Source organism: Pseudomonas sp. JL27(2026) (assembly GCF_056933555.1).
On the sequence record NZ_CM167794.1, the window covers coordinates 3,272,538 to 3,292,680 of the forward strand.

Annotated in this window: 18 protein-coding genes; 8 read left to right on the forward strand and 10 right to left on the reverse strand. The window is 60.6% G+C overall.

The window, feature by feature from the left end; translation table 11 throughout:
- Positions 1-17: 17 nt before the first annotated feature.
- Genes gspD through gspG form a run of 5 tightly spaced genes read right to left on the reverse strand, consistent with a single transcriptional unit; the run spans position 18 to position 5,562 of the window.
- Positions 18-2,399 (reverse strand): type II secretion system secretin GspD, encoded by a 2,382-nt coding sequence (gene gspD / locus AC1Z1G_RS14835; protein ID WP_483620828.1) that lies wholly within the window; start codon positions 2,397-2,399, stop codon positions 18-20.
- The gene (gene gspM / locus AC1Z1G_RS14840; RefSeq protein WP_483620829.1) at positions 2,396-2,953 is read right to left on the reverse strand and encodes a type II secretion system protein GspM; all 558 of its coding nucleotides are present in this window, start codon (positions 2,951-2,953) and stop codon (positions 2,396-2,398) included. The genes gspD and gspM overlap by 4 nt, the downstream gene beginning before the upstream one ends.
- The gene (gene gspL / locus AC1Z1G_RS14845) at positions 2,946-4,121 is read right to left on the reverse strand and encodes a type II secretion system protein GspL (RefSeq protein WP_483620830.1); all 1,176 of its coding nucleotides are present in this window, start codon (positions 4,119-4,121) and stop codon (positions 2,946-2,948) included. Before gspL ends, gspM begins: the two co-directional genes overlap by 8 nt.
- Positions 4,118-5,065 (reverse strand): type II secretion system minor pseudopilin GspK, encoded by a 948-nt coding sequence (gene gspK, locus AC1Z1G_RS14850; RefSeq protein WP_483620831.1) that lies wholly within the window; start codon positions 5,063-5,065, stop codon positions 4,118-4,120. Before gspK ends, gspL begins: the two co-directional genes overlap by 4 nt.
- 47 nt (positions 5,066-5,112) lie before the next feature.
- On the reverse strand, positions 5,113-5,562 hold the full coding sequence (gene gspG / locus AC1Z1G_RS14855) for a type II secretion system major pseudopilin GspG (RefSeq protein ID WP_483620832.1): 450 nt from the start codon (positions 5,560-5,562) through the stop codon (positions 5,113-5,115).
- A gap of 146 nt (positions 5,563-5,708) precedes the next feature.
- Between gspG and gspI the strand changes: the two genes are divergently transcribed.
- A complete protein-coding gene (gspI, locus tag AC1Z1G_RS14860; RefSeq protein WP_483620833.1) occupies positions 5,709-6,098 on the forward strand; it encodes a type II secretion system minor pseudopilin GspI in 390 nt (129 codons plus the stop codon).
- Between the two features lie 6 nt (positions 6,099-6,104).
- On the opposite strand, the gene AC1Z1G_RS14865 is transcribed toward gspI, so the two are convergent.
- Positions 6,105-6,536 (reverse strand): type II secretion system protein N, encoded by a 432-nt coding sequence (locus tag AC1Z1G_RS14865; RefSeq protein WP_483620834.1) that lies wholly within the window; start codon positions 6,534-6,536, stop codon positions 6,105-6,107.
- 137 nt (positions 6,537-6,673) lie between these two features.
- Here AC1Z1G_RS14865 and gspH point away from each other — a divergent pair, with 137 nt between their 5' ends.
- Together gspH and AC1Z1G_RS14875 are read left to right on the forward strand one after the other, a co-directional pair.
- Positions 6,674-7,126, forward strand: coding sequence for a type II secretion system minor pseudopilin GspH (gspH, locus tag AC1Z1G_RS14870; RefSeq protein ID WP_483620835.1), 453 nt, complete (start codon positions 6,674-6,676; stop codon positions 7,124-7,126).
- Entirely contained in the window at positions 7,123-7,734 is a 612-nt protein-coding gene (locus tag AC1Z1G_RS14875) for a PulJ/GspJ family protein (protein WP_483620836.1), read from the forward strand. The genes gspH and AC1Z1G_RS14875 overlap by 4 nt, the downstream gene beginning before the upstream one ends.
- Positions 7,735-7,751: 17 nt before the next feature.
- Here AC1Z1G_RS14875 and AC1Z1G_RS14880 read toward each other — a convergent pair whose 3' ends face one another.
- The 3 genes from AC1Z1G_RS14880 to AC1Z1G_RS14890 are packed head-to-tail and all read right to left on the reverse strand — an operon-like array spanning position 7,752 to position 9,926.
- On the reverse strand, positions 7,752-8,702 hold the full coding sequence (locus AC1Z1G_RS14880) for a FecR family protein (RefSeq protein ID WP_483620837.1): 951 nt from the start codon (positions 8,700-8,702) through the stop codon (positions 7,752-7,754).
- 34 nt (positions 8,703-8,736) lie between these two features.
- A complete protein-coding gene (locus AC1Z1G_RS14885; protein WP_483620838.1) occupies positions 8,737-9,285 on the reverse strand; it encodes an RNA polymerase sigma factor in 549 nt (182 codons plus the stop codon).
- Complete coding sequence (locus tag AC1Z1G_RS14890; protein WP_483627861.1) at positions 9,282-9,926, reverse strand: STN domain-containing protein; 645 nt, start codon at positions 9,924-9,926, stop codon at positions 9,282-9,284. The genes AC1Z1G_RS14885 and AC1Z1G_RS14890 overlap by 4 nt, the downstream gene beginning before the upstream one ends.
- Positions 9,927-10,152: 226 nt before the next feature.
- On the opposite strand from AC1Z1G_RS14890, the gene AC1Z1G_RS14895 reads away from it, so the two are divergent.
- The 3 genes from AC1Z1G_RS14895 (at position 10,153) to AC1Z1G_RS14905 (ending at position 12,546) form a co-directional block, all read left to right on the forward strand.
- On the forward strand, positions 10,153-10,467 hold the full coding sequence (locus AC1Z1G_RS14895) for a hypothetical protein (protein WP_483620839.1): 315 nt from the start codon (positions 10,153-10,155) through the stop codon (positions 10,465-10,467).
- 139 nt (positions 10,468-10,606) lie between these two features.
- On the forward strand, positions 10,607-12,037 hold the full coding sequence (gene pdxR, locus AC1Z1G_RS14900) for a MocR-like pyridoxine biosynthesis transcription factor PdxR (RefSeq protein WP_483620840.1): 1,431 nt from the start codon (positions 10,607-10,609) through the stop codon (positions 12,035-12,037).
- A gap of 89 nt (positions 12,038-12,126) precedes the next feature.
- A complete protein-coding gene (locus AC1Z1G_RS14905; protein ID WP_483620841.1) occupies positions 12,127-12,546 on the forward strand; it encodes a cupin domain-containing protein in 420 nt (139 codons plus the stop codon).
- Between the two features lie 95 nt (positions 12,547-12,641).
- On the opposite strand, the gene AC1Z1G_RS14910 is transcribed toward AC1Z1G_RS14905, so the two are convergent.
- On the reverse strand, positions 12,642-17,501 hold the full coding sequence (locus AC1Z1G_RS14910) for an NAD-glutamate dehydrogenase (protein WP_483620842.1): 4,860 nt from the start codon (positions 17,499-17,501) through the stop codon (positions 12,642-12,644).
- 502 nt (positions 17,502-18,003) lie between these two features.
- Between AC1Z1G_RS14910 and AC1Z1G_RS14915 the strand changes: the two genes are divergently transcribed.
- Positions 18,004-18,357, forward strand: coding sequence for a hypothetical protein (locus AC1Z1G_RS14915; protein WP_483620843.1), 354 nt, complete (start codon positions 18,004-18,006; stop codon positions 18,355-18,357).
- A 590-nt stretch (positions 18,358-18,947) separates the two neighbouring features.
- Entirely contained in the window at positions 18,948-20,120 is a 1,173-nt protein-coding gene (locus AC1Z1G_RS14920) for a YcaO-like family protein (RefSeq protein WP_483620844.1), read from the forward strand.
- Positions 20,121-20,143 lie beyond the last annotated feature (23 nt).

The following is a 20,143-nucleotide window of genomic DNA, read 5'->3' on the forward strand; positions in this document are numbered from 1 at the left end:
CCCCATCATCTGCGGACTCATAGCTGAGGCCCCGGACCGGCCGGGACCGGGACCGCCCGAATCGTTGCCCGCGGCTGCTGATTCGACACTGGCATCGCCCCTGGCACGCCTTTGTTCGCGGCCGGCAGTTGCGGCGCCTGCATGTCCGGCATTGCCCAACTGCGTTCCGGTTGCAGGCCGCCCTGGGCACGGCGCATGAAATCGTAGCGGTTCAGGGTCACGCTACGCCCCGCCGCGCTGTCGCGGATGATGTACGGGCGCAGAAACACCATCAGGTTGGTTTTGGTGATCGAGCGTTTCTCGTTGCGAAACAGCGCGCCGATGCCCGGAATGGTCGACAGCCACGGCACCGCCTCGTTGCTCTGGTTGTAACCGTCTTGCAGCAGGCCGCCGAGCACCATGATCTGCCCGTCGTCGAGCAGGATGCTGGTGTCGATCGCGCGCTTGTTGGTGACTGTGCCGCCCGTCAACGAGGCGCGGCCATCGACGCTGCTGACTTCCTGATAGATGTCGAGCTTGACCGTACCGCCCTCGGAAATCTGCGGCCGCACATTGAGTTTCAACCCTACCTCTTCACGCTGGACCGTCTGGAACGGGTTGTTGCTGTTGCCGCCGCCCCCGGTCACATAGCTGCCGGTGACAAACGGAATGGTCTGGCCGACGAAGATGCTCGCGGCTTCGTTGTCCAGGGTCAGCAGGTTCGGCGTCGACAGCACGTTGGTGCCGCCCTTGCTCTTCAAGGCATGGGCCAGCACTTTGAGGTCCAGCACTTTGCCGATACCGGGAATGTCCACGGTGCCATTGACCAGCCCCAGGCTCAGGCCGCCAGGCAATACGTCGATGCTGGTCTTGCCACCCGGTCTGATGCCCGTGCCGCCAAGGTTCGCCCCGCCGATCACGCCGTTGCCTCCCAGGTTACCGGTCTGCCACTGCACGCCGAATTCGCTGGCATCGTCTTCGCCGACTTCAACGATCAGGCTTTCGATCACCACTTGGGCGCGGCGCTGGTCGAGCATGTCGATCACTTCGCGCAGGTTGCGGTACAGCGGGTCTGGCGCGGAAATCAGCAAGGTGTTGGTGGTGGCGTCGGCCTGAATCGTTACCCCGCCTGCACTGAACGCGACGTTCTGATCATTCTGCTGACCGCCACCGGATTGGCCAGCGGACGAACCCGCGCCCTGACCATAACCGCTGCTGCCCGTGCTGTTACTGCTGCTCGTGGTGTTGGTACTGCCCGACTGACTCGACCCTTGGCCGCTCTGACTGCTGGTGCTCATGCCACTCAACATTGCCCGCGCACCGTCGCTGGTGCCGCTGTCGCTTTCCCCCGTGAGCAAGCCGCGCAGCGACTGCGCGAGCTTGCCGGCCTGGGCGTTACGCAGGTACACCACGTGCAGGTTGCTCGGGTTGTTCTGGGCGTTGTCGAGTTTGTAGATCAGGTTGCGTGCCAACTCCGTGCGCTCCGGGCTGCCGGCGCGAATGATGATCGAGTTGGAACGCGGATCGCCCACCACACTGATTTTCTGGGTCTGGTCGGTGCCCTGGTTTTCCAGCAACTCGGCAACCATCCCGGCAATGTCCACGGCAATCCCGTTTTGCACCGCCACCACATCGGTATCAATGGCGCTCGGGGTGTCGATGCCGTCGATGATCTGCGCCACCCGTTGCAGGTTTTCCGCGTAATCGGTGACGACAATGGTGTTGTTGCCCGGATAGGCGTTGATCGGGTTGTTCGGTGAAACGATGGGGCGCAGCACCGGAATCAGGTTCACGGCGTTTTCATATTGCAGGCGGAACGTGCGGGTGAGCATGCCGTTGCCGGCCGGTTTGTCGGCGCTGTAGATCGGCCCACCCAGCAACTTGGCGTCTGCCTCCGGCACAACCTGCGCCACCCCGCCCACGTCCACCACGCTGAAACCCTGCATACGCAGCGCCGCCAGCAGCATGTCGTAGGCCTGATGGGCCGGCACCTGACCTTCGGACACCAGGGTCAGGTTGCCTTTGACCCGTGGGTCGACCAGAAACTGCTGGCCGGTGGAACGGGACAAAGCGCGCACCACGGCTTGAATGTCGGCGTCGACAAAATTCAGTTGCACCGGTTGATCACCCAACGGATTACGGGCCGGTGTGCTGTTGCGTGACGCAACTGCGTTGCGTCCGGGCGTGGTGATCGGGTGTTGCACACGGGGCTTGTGTTCGAGCTGAGCCTGGGTGCGTTGCCGATCCGCCGCCGACTCGCTGCTGCGTTGGGTGTTGGCCAACGGCACGCCCAGCTCGCTGTCCACCAGCAACGGCGGCGGGTTCGACGCCGGGCCATTGCTGCACGCTCCCAGCGCCAGCAGCAATAACGGTGCGGCCTTGCGGCACCAGCGCGGGTGTTTGGAAACGGACTCCTTCATGAAGCTTCCTTAGCGCCAGGCGCCTGATCCATGCGAACGGTTCCCGACAGAGAGCCTGCCGTGTCATCGAGTTCGGCCGCGCCCGTGCGTTGCAAACGGGCCTCGACCACTTCCAGCGAAAATTGCCGGGGGTTGCCCAACAGCCAACCCACCACCGCATCGGCCGGGGCAGCCTCGAAACTGAGGCGCCAGACGTTGGGCTGTGACGCGTCAGGCGGTTGCAATTGGTAATGCCCATCCAGACCACTGACGTGCAGGCTCTGGCGCAGGCTCTGCTCAAGGCTTTGACCGGTTACCGGCGACGCGACATCGCGCAGCAGCACATCCAGCGCCTGGGCCTGGGAACGCAGCCTGGGCGTTTCGGCCTGCCAATAATCGAGGGTCTTGAGCGGCGGCTGAATCAACAGCAACCAGACCAGAAGCCCGCCCAGCAACGTTGCGCACCCAAGCAGCAGGCGCTGGTCACGCGGGGTCTGGCTTTTCCAGAGCTGTTGGCCCTGACGCCACAACTGCTGACCTCGTGTGCGGTAAACCGCCCATGACGGCTTATTCATCGTCCGCTCCATTGTCATTTCCGGTGTCGGTCGCCGTGCTGCCGGACGGCACACGCAGGGTCCAGCCATCGGCGTTGGCCGTGGCTTCAAAACCGGCCTGGGCCAGGTTCGCCTGCCAACCGTTGTCCGCTGCCACTTTGCGGCTGTCGGGCAACAGGCTCAGTTGCAGTTCAGCATTTTCGAACACCAGCCGCTGCACACTCGCGACCATGAACGGCATGGCGATGCCTGCCTGTTGCATCAGGTTGCTGAAACGTTGCGACGGGTCAGCGGTGCCGCCCGCCTGGCGGGCCGTCAGTTGTTGGCGAGCCTGCTGCAAGGGATTGAGAATGACCGGCAGTTCCGGAAACGCTTGCTTCACTCGCTGGCTCATCTGTGTTTTGAGTTGCTGCCCCTCATGGGCGGCGCGGGCGGCGTAGAGGTTCAGGCCCAGCGTCCACACGGCCAGCGCCACAGCGCACAAGGCAGCCGCCCGCCGCCAGCCGGGTTGGGCGCCCGTGCGGTTCTGTACCCCGGTATGCAAGCCCCAGCCGGGGGGCGGCCCTGTCCAGCGCTGGCTGCCCGGCAGTGCGGCGTGCAATGTGTGCGGCGCACCGTCACCGATCCACTGCACCGCCGAGCCGCTCATCAACAGCAAGTCATCGCGCGCCTGATCGACAATCGGGTGCACCGCCGCGTGCTGCATGCCGTATCGCACAAGCAAATGTTCAGCCTGCACACACGCCACCGGCATGGCGTGTACCGGTAAGGCATACACCGCGGGGTATAAGCCGCGCAGCTTCAACCCGGCCGCCCGCAGGTGTTGCCCCAGGCTCAGCAAGGACTCACGGGGCAACCAGCCGATTTGTACCTTGCCGTCCTCATCGCGCGGGCCATGGGTGACAAACATCCGCCCGCTAGCCCCCAGGATCAGCGCCTCGGCCGCGCACTGCACCGCCGCGCTGATTTTCGCCGGCGGCAACGGCGGCAATTCGATACTCGCCAACAGGCTGTCCCGTGGGTGCAAGTAACACTCGACGGCGACCGGTTTGGCGGTCTTGCCGAGTTGCGCCAGGGTGCTTTGACCTTCTCGACTGACCTGGCCCTGACGATCCAACCAGGCATAGTCCACCCGGCTGTCGGGAGTCAGCTCGCCAAGTGCCGGTAACGCCACGCGCAAGCGAGTCATACGCCCACCCGCGCCCAGATCACCTCGGGCAACCGGTCCTGGCTGCGGTGCAACAGGGCGCTGAGGCTGACCCGGCGTTGATCGCTGCGCGACAGACCGCTCAAATGAAACCAGTCGCTTGTGATGCCCACCTTGATGCTGTCCAGGTTCAATTCCGGCAGGCGCAGGCGGTTGACGAAATCACCACGATTGATAAACCACTGCCCGCCATCACGTTCGCTCGCCAGCGCCTGAGCCCGTTGCATCGAAAGACCGGGCACATACGCCGCCAGCACCAGCGCGCTGGCCGTGTTGCCGTTGAGCCAGGTGTTGGCCGGAAGAATGGTCACGTAGGGCGCCATTTTCGCCAGCAGTTCGTCACTCATGCCCTCGACGCTGCGCAAGTCGTCCAGGCTGCGCAACATCGGCTGTGTGGGCGGCAGGGGTTTACGCGCGGCCGAGGGCGAGGTGCTGCGACCACTGTCGAAACCGACCTTGAGCGGTGTCCGGTCCGCCAGTTCCGGGTTCAATAACCGTGGGTAGGCGCTGATGACCCGCTGGCTGATGCGTTGGCCCAGGCTGTGGCTGACGCCGATCAGTTCACACAGGCGTTCAAAAATACGCTGCTGTTCATGATCGACGCGCTCGTTGGCCACCAGGTTACGCAGGTTGAATTTGCCCTGTTCATCCATCAGCCGTCCTTCAAAAGCTCCCCCGCGCTGATTCAGGCGCTGCGCCACGATCGGTTGCGCCCACGGCTGGTCGAGCCGCGTCAAGGGGTCTCGCTGGCGAGCGTCCCACAGCAACTGTCGGCTGATCTCGACCCCACCCTGCAACAGCCAGGCGCCCTGCACCCGCAACTGTTCGGCTTCAAGGCTGCGGGTGAACACGGTCTGGCGCGTGAGCATGCCGCCAGCAATCACCGCGACCACCGCCGCGATCAACAGTGCGCTGATGATTGCCATGCCCCGTTGTTGCGTCGAACCCGGCGCATCGCCGTGTATGGCCACCCTCAGAGCTGCCAGGAGCCGATGTCGGCACTCACGCCGTCGCCGTCGGGTTTACCGTCGGCGCCCAGGGAAAATACGTCGACTTCGCCATTGGCACCGGGGTTGAGGTAGTTGTAAGGACGGCCCCAAGGGTCATTGGGCAAGCGGTCGAGGTACGAACGCCAGTTGCTGTTCTTGGCGTCTGCCGGGCGCTCCACCAGCACTTTCAAACCCTGGGTCATGTTCGGGTAAGTGCCGTGGTCCAGACGGTAAAGCTTCAACGCCTGCATCAGGCCGCCGATGTCCTGTTTCGCCGCTGTGGCCCGCGCCTGATCAGGCCGGTCGAGTACTTTGGGCACCACCATCGCCGCCAGAATCCCGAGGATGACCACCACCACCATGATCTCGATCAGGGTGAAACCTTGTTGTCCACGAGGCCCACGGCGTGGGGTTCTGTTGCGCGCGATATCCATCTCGACATTCCTTGGCTTGATTGAATCGACGCGCAGTGTTGCAAGAAGATATGTCAGTGGTATTGAAAATCCTCGGGAGGATTGGTCGCCATTCGGTCAAGCAGGGCAGGTAGTCTCAAGCGCTCTATTACAGTCCCGAGCACCTGATGTCAGCCCCCCGAAGAGAAGCAGGTTTCACCCTGATCGAAGTGCTGGTGGCGCTGGCGATCATCGCCGTGGCCATGTCCGCCGCGGTGCGCGTGGCAGGTTTGATGACGCAGAGCAACGGCCTGCTGCGGGACAAGTCGCTGGCGCTGCTGGCCGCTCAAAGCCGTATGGCGGAGCTGCGTCTGGAAGGTCGCTTTGCCCTGGGCATGAAAGCCTTCGAGTGCGATCAGGGCCGCTTGCTGTTGCGCTGCGAGCAAACCATCAGCCCGGCTGAAAACGGCGCGCTGCTGAAGGTCAATGTCCGGGTGCTCGACCGCAGCCACGAGGCCCCGCCACTGGCGCAACTGGACACCTTGCTCAGCCGCCCGGCCCCGAAGAAAAGTCCATGAGCCGCTTTATGGGCGGGTCAACATGGGAAGAAACGGCGAGTCCGGCAGCTTGCTGACCGTCAGCCGGGTCTTCTCGCTGCCGCGTTCGATCACCACTGCATCGCCTTCGATCGCCAGCAGTCGAACACCCTGGCTCAGCGCCTCACCGACCAGAAAGCTACGCGGCGGGCCGTCATTCAGGCTGAGGATCGCCACCGCCCCGCGCGCGCCGGCCATCACGCCACTGACCTTGATGTCGACCTGCGCCGGACGGTTGGAAAACCATTGCAATGCCGGATTTTCCGAACGCACCGCGACCCTTTCAGGCGTTGCGTCCGCCGTGCCGGGTTCGGCGGACGTCAACAACAACGACGACCAGGTCATCACGCCGGCCAGTGTGGCCAGCAACGCCAACGCCTGGACGATTTTCGGGGCAGACAGGTGTTCGGGCAGTTGCATGGGCTGGATCTCCTTTTCCGGGGTGGCCGCACGATCACGACTTCACGTCACCCTACTCTTCAATTCTCACGTTTTTATTTCACACACCCATCATCTTCGCCGTGCATGCTGAAAATGACGCAAAGGAGCGCGCAACCATGGACAGCCACACGCAACACGGCTTCACCCTGATCGAGTTGATGGTGGTGCTGGTGATCATCGGCATTGCCAGTGCGGCGATCAGCCTGAGCATCAAACCCGACCCGCTGAACCTGCTGCGCAAGGACGCCGACCGGCTCGCCCAATTGCTGCAAGTAGCCCAGGCCGAAGCGCGAGCCGACGGCCGGCCCATCAACTGGAAGGCCGATGCCAAGGGCTTTCGCTTCAGCCGCCAGAACGATGACGGTCAGGGCGTCGAGCACTTCAAGAACGACCCGCAACTGCGGCCACGTGCCTGGCAGAGCCCGACGATGGAGGTGCACATCGACCCCAAACAGCCGCTGGTGCTGAACGCGGAGTGGATCAACCCGCCCCTGGAGATTCGCCTCTCGGACGGCCAGCACCGCCTGAGCGTCCAGCGCAGCGCGGCCGGTCAGGTGAGTGTCCAATGAACGCCCGGCAAGCAGGTTTCACCCTGATCGAAGTGATGGTGGCGATCATGCTGATGGCAATTGTCAGCCTGATCGCCTGGCGCGGCCTGGACAGCGTGACCCGCGCCGACACTCATTTGCAGGCCAGCAGCGAGCAGACCGAAGAACTGCTGCGCACCTTGAATCAGCTGGAGCGCGATGTCGCGTTGCGCGCCGGTATCGAACTGGTCGAGCCACGCCGCCCCGGCACCGAAGAGGAGCCATCCGAGGCGCCACCGGCCGTGACCGTGCGCAGCACCGAAGGCAAAGGCTTTCGTCTGGACCTGATCCGCACCTCCGCGCAACCGGAAGGTGGTTTGCAACGCGTGCGCTGGTGGCTCAAGGGCGACACGCTGTACCGCGCCGCCGCCGAGGCCCGCAGCCACTACCCGCTGCCGGCACCCGCCCAGGGAGTCGCCGTGCTGGGCCAGGTGACGTCGCTTGAATTACGAGTATGGGATGTCGAAAAAGGCTGGCGGCGCTTGAGTGGCAATCGCAAGGAAAACCCGCCAGGGATCGAAATCAGCCTGACACGCCAGACACCTCAAGGTGTCGAGCATTATCGACAAGTGTTGGGACCGTTGGAGTGAGCCGGCCAGGGGGTGCCCTAACTCAGCACCACCACCCCGCCCGGCAACTCGGTGCATTTGACGCCATAGGCGTCACGAATCAACAGCGCCACACCTGCCAGTTGATCAAGCCGAAAACGCGCCTGAACCTTGCGCTGGCCCAACTCCTTGTTGAGCAGCAACAACATCCCCGGCCGGTAGCGATTGATCTCTTCGATCACCGTGGCCAGCGTCGCGTCGTTGAACACCAACACCTGTTGGCGCCACGCCGTCACCGCTGAGGTATCGACCGCTTGCGGCGCACCGATGCCATTGGCGTCATACGTCAACTGCTTGCCGCTTTCCAGAACAACACTGCGCCCCTGCACATCCACCGTCAGCGAACCTTCGATGCACGTCACGCAGACACTCTGGTCGGTATTGCGCAGGTTGAAGCGCGCGTGTGCGGCGCTCAACCAGCCCCCGGCAGCCTCAACCCTGAGCGGCGTTTGACTGCGCGCCCGCACCTCGACCTCGCCACTGACCAGCTCCAGCCCTTCACCGCCACCGGCCAACGCACGGCGGCTGATGCGGGTCTGGGTGTTGAGCTCCAGGCTTACGCCATCGGCCAGATCGACACGGCGTTGTTCTCCGACTTCAGTGCGGTAATCGGCCCCCAGCCCGGCAAAGCCGCCGGGCACCGTGGCGCGCACCACAAAGAATGCGGCCGAGGCTGCAATAGCCCCGCCCAAGAACGCCCGCCGCCCGAAGTGGCGGGGGCGAGCCGCCTGCTCAAGCTGTTCGGCGGCCGGTTTCAGGCGGTGCCACAAGCGCTTGCTGTCTTCAAACGCTTGGGCGTGCTCCGGGCTTTGCTCGCACCATTGGTGCAACGCCCGTGCGTCGGCCGCCGTGGCCTGGCCCGAGGTCAGGAGGATCAACCAGTCCCGGGCTTCGCCCTGCAAATGAGCCTGGCGCGTTGCCCGTGGGTTGGAAATGCTAAAAATATTCAAGCGCGCACGTACTCACGGATTTGTCTGGACTCTGCTAACAAGACGGTTTTCCCGCACCGGGACCGAACCGCTGAATCACTTTTCTTTCCAGGCGAGTGGCGCAGTGGCCAAGCGCGGCCTTGAGTTCCTTTTCGACCATCCGTGTCGAGATCCCGAAACGCCGGGAGATTTCCAGGTGCGGTGCCTCCTCCAGGCGTGCGGCGATGAAGATCTTGCGGCGTCGTGCCGGCAGTTCATACAGCGCACTGAGCAAGGATTGAATGTCCTTCTGGCCGCCGACCACCCGCGCCGGGTCCAGCGTGTCATCGCCCACGTACAACAATTCCTCGACTTCGCTGCCGGTCAGCAGTCGCGCATCAGACTGGCGTCGGTCAGCCGCAATGTTCAAGGCCATGCGATAGAGGTAAGCATTGGGTTGGGCGAGGTTCAGCGGCTCCTCCATGCGGTCGACCCGCAGGTAGGTTTCATGCAGGACATCATTGGCCAGGTCCTCGGAGCCAAGGCGTCTTCGCAGGCGCACCTTGAAATCGTCATAGGACGTCAGGAACAGCCTGACCATCGCGCTCTGTCCAGTGGTTTTCATTCCCCCCAGGTTCCCTCTTGTTGTGTGCATTCCATGCGTTTTCCTGATGAGTCGGGTAGCAGAAGCAACGTGACCGGCTGACGCAGTGAACTAGGCGCCGAGCGTTGAACCTTCAAGTGCTGCAAACTTTTCACCAGCGCGCCATCGCGCTGTACATCGCCGGTAGAACTGATCAACCGGCTGTGCTGAACCGTGCCATCGCGGCCGATCCACAACTGCACCAAGGCCCGGAAACTGCCGGGGCGGGTCAGTGGCGAACGACACAACGTGCGTTCGATGGTCTGCTGGATTGCGGCGGCGTAACTGCTGTCCGTCCATTCGTTGTTGCGGATGGTCGATCCACGGGGCAATGGCCGGTCTTCAACCTGGGCCATTTGCAAGGTAAATGCATCGGCGCGGGTGTAGCGCGCCATCAAACCGCTGCCGGTGAGCAGGGTTTTCAGGGCGTCGGTAGCGGCAAAACGGCCCTTGATCGCCACCGAGCGCCGGCCCCGGGTCAACTCGCGGTCCACTAACACCGCCATCGCGGTCGAACGGCTGAAGGCTTCAAGCGCCGGGCCCAAGGCCTGCGCCGGGATATCCAGTTCCAACATCGCCGCCGCCCTTGCGGGCAGCGCGGCCCAGCACATCAACCAGAGCATCAGCGCCCATGCACCGCGCTGGCGGGTCAGATGAAACCGTCCAAAAACGCCCTCGACTCGCCCTCGCTGCACGGCTGACGTTTCCCTGAAAACCGTCATCCTGAGGGCTGTTTATGAACCTGACATGACAGTCACTGCAAAAAAACCATCACCCGCCATCAAAGCGCCATGCACTAGACTCAGGCACCAGCGGCCCCAACCCTGCGGGCCGGCCAGGAGGTCACGGATGAAACCTTTCAGCGCGCTTGCCGCATACCTGCTGTTGATCAGCGCCCTGCCCCCGGCCCACGCCGAAGAGGCGAAAGAGGGCTGTGTAGAGGTCAGCGTCGGTGGCTACAAGGCACCCGACTACAAGTGCCTGAGCCAGCAGATGGGCAACGCCGAAGGCACTGCGGCGAGCCAGAAGAATCAGGAGGCGATGCACGTGCCGATCAACAAACGGCCGCCAAATCAGATTGGCCTGGCCACCCCGGCCGCCACCAGTACTCGTATGGGCAACACGTTCGGCACCTCGGTCAAACCCCAGCGGCCAGCGCCGTAGTTCAATCGTTTACCGCTGTGGTCATTGGAATGTGCAACCCCTTGAAGGCGCCACGCACTCATCGACTCGCTCCACGAAAACCCCGAGGGCGAGTACTCTTGCACGACTTTCAACACACCATTGCCTTCAGGATTCATGCATGGAACTTCATGTCGTCATCAATGGCCGCAAGGACCTGGCCGAGCAGCTCTATCAGCAGCTGCGCGGCGCCATCGAGTCCGGACGGCTGGCGGTCGGTACCCAGTTGCCCCCCAGCCGCCTGTTGGCCGAACAGTTGGGGGTTTCACGCAAGACGGTGTCCGACACCTACACCTTGTTGACCTATGAAAACTTCCTGGTCGGCAAGATTGGTCGTGGCACGTTCGTCAACGCGCGCTCGGCCAAGGTTGAACGCAAACAGACCGGGGCGGACCTGGCCTGCGCCGCCAGCCTGGAAAAATGGCAAACCCTGCCATCGCCCCTGCGCCACCCGACGCAGGAAAGCATGCAACGCTATGAATTCATCGGTGGCGCCACGCGCAACCCATTCCCCCATGAGCAATGGCGCCGCTGCACTCAAGACGCCTTGCGGCGTATGGCCCTCACGGGCGGGTTCTACAGCCAACCCGAAGGCCTGCCAGCACTGCGCGCGGCGATTGCCGGGCACGTGGCGTTTTCCCGTGGCGTGGTCTGCCAGGACGATGACATCGTGGTGTGCAACGGTGCGCAACAAGCGCTCGACCTGATCGCCCGCGTGGTAATTGAACCGGGCAGCATTGTCGCCATGGAAGACCCCGGCTACACCCCCGCACGCTTGCTGTTCGCCGCCCAGGGCGCGCACGTGGTGGGCGTCCCGGTAGATGCCGAAGGCCTTCAGGTGGAGCTGATTCCCGAAGGCACGCGGCTGATTTATGTCACCCCGTCGCACCAGTTTCCTCTCGGCATGCCGATGAGTGCAGCGCGGCGCGAAGCCTTGCTGATGCGGGCCTTGAGCCTGGGCGCAATCGTCATCGAGGACGACTATGACAGCGAGTTTCGCTACGAAGGCCGGCCCACCGACTCACTGCAAAGCATGGACACCCGGGGTCTGGTCGCCTACGTCGGCACCTTCTCCAAAACCCTGCTGCCGGAACTGCGCCTGGGTTACGCCGTATTGCCTCCGGCCATCCGCAACGCCGTGATCAAGGCCAAACAACTGACCGATTGCCACACTTCGACCCTGCCACAATGGGCGCTGGCCAAGTTCATCAGCGAAGGTTATCTGCTCAAGCACATTCGCCGCTGCCACACCCTATACGCCGGGCGCCGCGAGCGGATTCTCAAACGTCTGCACGGCGATCTTTCACCCTGGCTCGAAGCGGTGCCCACCATCGCCGGTTTCCACATGGCCGCGCTGTGCAAGGTCCCGGTCAATGTCCCGTTGCTGATCGAACGGGCGAAGCACGTCGACGTCGGCCTCTATCCGCTGGACGGGTTCTTTCACGACACGCCGACGCAGAACGGTTTGTACTTCGGTTTTGGCGCCATCGAAACCCTGGACATTGACCCTGCGCTGGACAAGGTTCGCGACGTGCTCGCCCAGATCACCTGATTGGTTCGGCGGTTTTCCGGCCGATTGGCTATTGGTCCGCCTTACACCAGGGCTTAGGGTGAATAAACCGTCCACACAAGGCCCCTCCCATGAATGCACTCACGTTCGCCACGTCGACCCTGACAGGTCTGGCATTACTGGCGTCACTCAACACCTTTGCCCACGGCCCGGTCTACGGCAAGGAAAAGCTCAACGTGCTGCAAGAACATCAACTGAGCAACGTACCCGGCAAGAAAGTCATGATGCTCACCGTCAACTACGCACCCGGCCAGGCCACCGTCCCTCACATGCACGAGGGTTCGGCCATGGCCTATGTGCTGGAAGGCGAAATAACCTCGCAGGTCAACGATGAAAAGGCCATCACCTATAAGGCCGGTGAATCCTGGTACGAGGCGGCAGGTTCCCGACACCCGGTATCAGAGAACGCCAGCCAGAGCAGACCGGCGAAGTTGCTGGTATTCATGCTGATGGATAACAAGGATGAAGTGCTGACACCGCTGAACCAGTAGCAACCACCGATCAGCCCACTCGTCAGTGCCAAGATGCAAAAAAAGCCCCGTATCTCTCGATACGGGGCTTCGTTTTTTGCCGATCAGTCAGTCAATCAGACGATCGATTGACCGCTCAACGCCAGGTCCAGCAGTTCACGGTTGGCCACCGCGTACATGGCGTAGTCGGTGCCGCTGGCGGCACGGATGTCCACCAGCATGGCGCGCCAGCGCTCGACCATCGACTGGTTCTGCTCCATCCACAGCGCCAGACGGGCTTCTACGTCTTGCTCACCCTCGCCCATTTGCAGGACCGAGATGGTGATCGCCCGTTGCTGCCAGTCGATGTCATCACGGAACGCTTCACGGGCCAGCGCTTGCCAGTTGTTTTCCACTGGCAGGGCGCTGATCTGCTGCAGGTACCAGGTCAGGTCCAGCGCACTGCCCACGGCGAAGTACGCCTTGGCCACGTCCGCTGCGTTCTGACCGGTAACGTCGGACGCTTCGATGATCGGCAACAGGGTGTACAGGTGAGTGGTGCCTGCAACCATGCGCGCCAGCAATTCAGGTACGCCAGCCTCGACGTAAGCCTGATAGCGGGTCTGCCAGCCTTCGCGGGTCGGGCCTTCCAGCAGTTCGTCGAGCTTGAGGCCCAACGCCGCCAGATGTGGACCGAAATGCGCGACGTCGCGGGCAGCGTTCTGCTCGTTACGACGGCTGCGCAGGAACCAGCGAGTGGCACGGCGGCCCAGGCGCATCAGCTCATCCATCAGCTCCAGCTGAACGTCAGCGGAGACCTGGTAGTCCAGGGCTTCAATCTGACGGAACCAGTGCGGGAGGTGGAAGATATCCCGAACTATTACATAGGCACCCGCAACATTCGCCGGGCTCATGCCGGTCGACTCTTTGAGTCGTTGAACGAAGGTGATGCCCATGTGGTTGACCAGGTCGTTGGCGATCTGGGTGCTGACGATCTCGCGCTTCAGACGATGACGGCGCATGGCTTCGGAGAACTTGCTCACCAGCATCGGCGGGAAAGCGGTTTCCATGTCGCGGGTCAGGTAGTCGTCGTCTGGCACTTGCGAGTTGAGCAGTGCTTCCTTGAGGTCGATCTTGCTGTAGGAGATCAGCACCGACAGCTCGGCACGGGTCAGGCCATGGCCTGCCGCAACGCGCTCGTTGATGGCGTCTTCAGCCGGCAGGAACTCGATGGCGCGATCCAGCTTGCCGCGGCCTTCCAGGTCGTTCATCAGGCGCTTGTATTCAGCAATCCGCACGAAGGCACGGCGTGCCGCCAGGGACAGGGCCTGAGTCTGCTTGTAGTTGTTGCCCAGCACCAGGCCGCCGACTTCATCGGTCATGCTGCCGAGCAATTGGTTACGTTGCTTCTCGGTCATGTCGCCAGCGTGCACGACTTCGTTCAGCAAGATCTTGATGTTCACTTCGTGGTCGGAGCAGTCCACACCACCGGCGTTGTCGATGAAGTCAGTGTTGGAGCCGCCGCCATTGAGACCGAATTCGACACGACCCAGTTGGGTCATACCGAGGTTACCGCCCTCGCCCACGACTTTGCAGCGCAGTTCGTTACCGTTCACGCGCAGTGCATCGTTGGCCTTGTCGCCGACATCGGCGTGGCTTTCGCTGCTGGCCTTGACGTACGTACCGATACCGCCGTTCCACAACAGGTCCACAGGCGCCTTGAGCAAGGCGTTCAGCAGTTCGGTCGGGGTCAGCTTGTCGGCCTGAATGTCGAAGCGTTCTTTCATCTGCGGGGAAATCGCGATGCTTTTCGCGCTGCGGGAGAAGATCCCGCCGCCTTCGGACATGATGCTGGTGTCGTAATCCGACCACGCCGAACGCGGCAGGTCGAACAGACGCTGACGCTCAGCAAAGCTGTTGGCAGGCTGTGGGTTCGGGTCGATGAAAATGTGCAGGTGGTTGAACGCGGCAACCAGTTGCAGTTTGTTCGACATCAGCAAGCCGTTGCCGAACACGTCACCGGCCATGTCACCGACGCCGACGACAGTGATGCTGTCTTCCTGGACGTTGATGCCGCGCTCGCGGAAGTGACGCTGTACGCCCACCCACGCGCCTTTGGCGGTGATGCCCATTTTCTTGTGGTCGTAACCGGCCGAGCCGCCCGACGCGAAGGCGTCACCGAGCCAGAAGCCGTAGTCGATCGCAATACCGTTGGCGATGTCGGAGAAGGTCGCGGTGCCTTTGTCGGCCGCAACCACCAGGTACGGGTCGTCATCGTCGTGGCGAACCACGTTCAATGGCGGAACCAGTGCGCCGTCTTTCAGGTTGTCGGTGATGTCCAACAGGCCCGAAATGAAGATGCGGTAGCAGGCGATGCCCTCGGCCGCGATCTCGTCACGGCTGCCACCCAGTGGCAGGCGACGCGGCAGGAAGCCGCCCTTGGCGCCGACCGGCACGATGACCGAGTTCTTCACTTGCTGGGCTTTTACCAGGCCCAGGACTTCGGTACGGAAGTCTTCTTCACGGTCGGACCAGCGCAGGCCGCCGCGCGCAACGTTGCCGAAACGCAGGTGCACGCCTTCGACGCGTGGCGAGTAAACGAAGATTTCGAACTTCGGTACAGGCTTGGGCAACTCTGGAATCGCGTGCGGGTTGAACTTGAAGCTGAAGTAGGACTTGTTATGACCGTTGGCGTCGGTCTGATAGAAGTTGGTCCGCAGGGTCGCCTTGATCAGGTCCAGGTAGCGACGCAGGATCCGGTCTTCGTTGAGCACCTGAACATCGTCCAGCGCGCTCAGGATCGCGTGCTCCAGACGTTGCTGCTTGTCGTCCAGGTCGTCGCTGGTCAGCTTGCGGGCCAGATAGAAGCGGGTCTTGAACAACCGGGTCAGTTCGCGAGCGATGTCGGTGTGGTTGTTCAGGGTGCTGGCGATGTAACCCAGGTCGAAGCCCAGGCGAATCTGCTTCAGGTAACGGGCGTACGCACGCAGCAACGCCACGTCGCGCCATGGCAGGCCGGCGGTCAGTACCAGGCGGTTGAACGCATCGTTTTCGGCATCGCCGCGAACGATATGGACGAAAGCGTCCTGCAGGGTGTCGTTGAGTTGCTGGATGTCCAGGTTCAGGCCTTCAGCGGCGGTGAACGCAAAGTCATGGATCCAGAATTCGCGACCATTGCTGTGGCGCAGGCGATACGGGAACTCACCCAGCACGCGCAGGCCGAGGTTTTCCAGGATCGGCAGGACGTCGGACAACGCCAGCGGGGTATCGGCGTGATAGAGCTTGCAGTGCAGCAGTTGCTGACCGGTGCTCTGGGCCAAAGGCTGGTAGAAACTCATGACCAGCGGATTGGTTTCCGAAAGGTTCAGCAGGTGCTGCATGTCGACCACGGCCGAATGCGCAGCGAAACGCTCGCGGTAACCGGCCGGAAAGCCTTTCGGGAAGTCAGCCAGCACGTTGGTGCCGTGGGCCTCGCCGAAGCTCTCGATCACCAGGCTGGCGTAGTCGTCCTGCCAGCTGCGGCAGGCTTGCACCACTTCTTTTTCCAGCAGCAGCGGGTCGATGTCCAGGCGGTTCTTCGGGTCAACCCGCAGAATCAGTTGCACACGGGCCAGCACGGACTCGGAGAAGAACGTCCAGAATTCGCAATCGCTGGCTTTCAGGCGATCCATCAGCACTTGCTGGATCTTCTGGCGCACTTCGGTGGAGTAGATGTCACGCGGCACGTAGGCCAGGCAGTAGCAGAAACGGCCGTACGGGTCTTTGCGCAGGAACACGCGGATCTTGTTGCGCTCCTGGATCTGCACGATCGACATCACGGTGCTGAACAGTTCGTCGACCGGGGTCTGGAACAGGTCGTCACGCGGCAGCACTTCAACCACCTGCGCCAGTTCCTTGCCCAGGTGAGCCTTGGCCTGGAAGCCGGAGCGGCGTTCGATTTCCTCGACCTTGCGGCGGATGTACGGAATGACCCGCACGCTCTCGCCATACACCGAAGAGGTGTACAGGCCCATGAAACGGCATTCTTTGACAACTTTGCCGTTGGCGTCGATTTCACGGATCGACACGTAGTCCGGATAGGCCGGACGGTGTACGCGACTTGGGTGCGCAGCCTTGGCGAACGACAGCAGCGTCGGTTCGCGCAGGTAGTTCACGGCGTAGTCTTCAATGCGCAGGTCGTCGGCGGTAAGGCCGGCGCGCAGCAATTTGGTCAGGCCCAGGAACGACTTCTGGTCGTACTCGATGTGGCCGCCGTCGGCTTCATCGAGCACCACGAACTCTTCGTAGCCCAGGAACGTGAAGTGGTTGCCCACGAGCCACTCGAGGAAGCTCTTGATCTCGGTTTTTTCATCGCCATCAACGGCGAACTTGCTGTTGTCCAGGCCAGCGAGGATTTCCTGGACCTTGGCTTTCATCGGTTCGAAATCGGCGACCGCGACGCGGACTTCACCGAGAACCTGTTCCAGCTCCTTGCTCAGGACATTGAGTTCGGCCGCGTTGGCGCAACGGTCGATTTCCAGGTACATCAGCGATTCTTGTTGAATGCCCTCGCCCTGGGTGCCTTTTGGCAGGATTTCCAGCAGCTCGCCCTTGCTGCCGCGACGCACGCTCAGCACAGTGGTTTGCAGGGTGTGGATGCTGTAGCCGCGACGGTTCAGCTCGGTACGGACCGAGTCCACCAGGAACGGCAAATCGTGGTGCAGCACTTCGATCGCGGTGTGCGTCGACTGCCAGCCGTGGCGTTCGTAATCAGGGTTGTACACGCGCACTTGCGGTTGCGCATGGTCAAAGCGCTCAAGCAGGCGCCAGGCAGAAAGTGTGCAGCCGGCAAGGTCGGACAACCGGCGCTGGGTCAGTTCATCAAGGGAAATAATGCCGAAGAATTGTTCAGCGAACAGCGCCACTTGTGGCAGTGCCTGTTCACTGATGTGCTGCGCCAGTGCCGCTTGCAGTTGGTGCTGGAAGTCGGCTTTGCTGGCTGCGGTGAAGAACGCCATCTGTGGTACTCCGCTTGGGCTTGTTATTGATGGAAGCGTCGCGTGCAAAACCCCTTGCGGGGCAACCCGTCATCCCTGGCTGGTCTACGGTAGCCGACACAGGGTGACAAGGTGGTGAAGCTGGACGAGACACTCAGGTCACATTCACCTTCCTTGAGGGGACATCCGCAAAGACAACGGGTGAAACGGGCAGCGTCACGGTCTTTGCGGGTGTCCATCCGTTGCGCAGCTTAACGAGTGCGGCAAGGCCGGTGCTTGCGATGCTGCGACATATTCGGTCATCGGCACGTAACTCGCGAGATATGCATCGGACAACCCTAGCAGTCGTGTAGGAAAAATGCGGTTTTATCGCCGGTTTTACGGTACTTTCGTACCAAAAATGACCAGCAGGCCTCTGAGTGTTCTCACACACTTTCAGACACACATCCGAGCGGAAATTCCCTCGCACTGGCACAATTGCACTTTGCCTGCCAACACCGCGCCCAGCGCCAGGATTTTCACCATGCAACTGACCACCGCCCATCTGATCGCCAACCCGTGCGACGACGAAGAAGACAACATGGCCATGCTGTGCTGCCACAGCGCACAGGGCGACATGTTCCTGATGACGCGTTACCCGGACGAGGACGAACTGGAAATCACCCTCGATGGCGAACCGTCCACCCTGGACGGCGTGAAAGTCACCCTCAGCCCTACCCGCCTGTTGATTGAAATTGCCGCCGCTGATGCCGATGTGCTCAATGGCGATGATTCACTGGAAATCATTCACAACACCGATGCCTCGGATCTGGCTGAAGTCGAAGAAACCCTGCAGAACATCCTCAAGGGCACGGGCACTTATATAAGCCAGCTCTGAGCCTCCGCGTCTGACCGGACGTTATCGCGAGCAAGTTCGTTCGAGATAGCGTCCAAGAGAACACCGCGACCCCATCCCCGATAGATATCAGCAATAGTCTGCCCTCGAGCGTTACTAGAAATCATTTACTCGCCAAAAATACGCGATAAAACAGCAGCCACCAAAACGTTAAACATCACAAGCAATTGATTTGCTTGCAACAAAATCAAAAACCGTAAATTTGCAACTAAATACTTGCACACTCCTACGCGCCAGCCTGAATAAACCTACACCAGCATGGGAATTCAGATCATTGAGAATCAAGAACTTCACTGCTATTAATTAATGACTTGCGAATAACAACGCAAGCAGGGTGCGAGAAGCACCTCAACCATCAATAGCATTGGAGTTACATACAATGGGTAGCAAACGCTCTGAAATAAACACTCTCGACAACCCAACCCTACTAATGGACGTGCAATCAGGTTTTCTGACCTCAGAGATTCATTTTTTCGCCTCACTGAACCAATAAGTAGCGATCCAACTACATTTCCGAAGTAAATGTCGAAGCGGGGCCCCCTTCGACATCCCCCTCACCTGAGGCCCTATATATGTCCGAGCGAGAATTTCATCCTTCAGAAGCGTTATTGCGAATAAAAGCAATCATCCACTCACTTGGCTTTCATGCCGCAGCCTGTTATGTAGATCGCGAAAGACTAATAGCCACAGCTGAACTATTTGACAGAAATAGCATTTTAATTGGATCAGGAGCAGGAAAAGGCCCTGACTCCTTGATAGGCGCACTTGCTGAAAGCATCGAGCACTTCAGTACTTTTCACCCCCCGATCAACAAATCAATCGCACAGCGCTGTGATTTCATTGCATCCCAAGCAGCTGCCAAACATGATGGATTGCTGAAAAGCCTGCCTCTAACCGATCAGCCTATAGACTGCTTCAAACTAACAGAGCTTAAAAAGCAAAAATATTTGTTTGTTCCGAGCATCCTGTTATGCCCGCGAATTACAAGGGAGGCATCTGAAGAAACGAATTCCAGCAGCCGGTATCTATCTCGCTACTCGTCAAACTCAGGAATCGCTTTTGGCTGCACCGAAGCTGAAGCGTTGTTACACGGAGCTCTGGAAGTCACTGAAAGGCACATCCTGTCTTTGTTCTTCATGGCAATTTGTGGAATACGTCCCGCAATGAACCTCTACACACCTTCAACCGAGTTACTTACAAAGGCATTACAGAGCAATCAGTCCGCCCTGAATTCGGCAAACAAACTACAGATCATTATCATAAAAGACGTCATGGGAGTTTACTTCTCGGTAGCGCTGCCTAAAGCTGGTGCTGGGGATCTTCATTTATCACCCATCGGGTCCGGTTGCTCACTGGACATTTGTATTGCTATCCAGAGGGCCGTTACCGAACAGTTCCAATCTTCCATATTGTATGGCGTTGAAGAAGAACAAACAGACAAAAAAGCGCTCGAATTGCTTTCATCATCAAAAACCTTGAAACACCTCATTGATTTCGAACCCATAAGAAACACAAAGCTTGCGACTATAGAGTGCCCGAAAACTGATTTGACCCTAAGTGTTCCGCAGCAACTAACTCAACTGCAAAGCAGTCTATCCGACTCAGGGAGGTCCTTATTTCAAAGAACCATCACACGCTACAATAACGGTATCGTATCCCAATCCTACATTCCAGGTCTCGAACGCTTTAACATTATCAGAAACGGCTCTCCTGTAGCGCCCCAGCATATTTTAAACTTAAGCTAACGTGCTGCTCAACTCCTCACTCA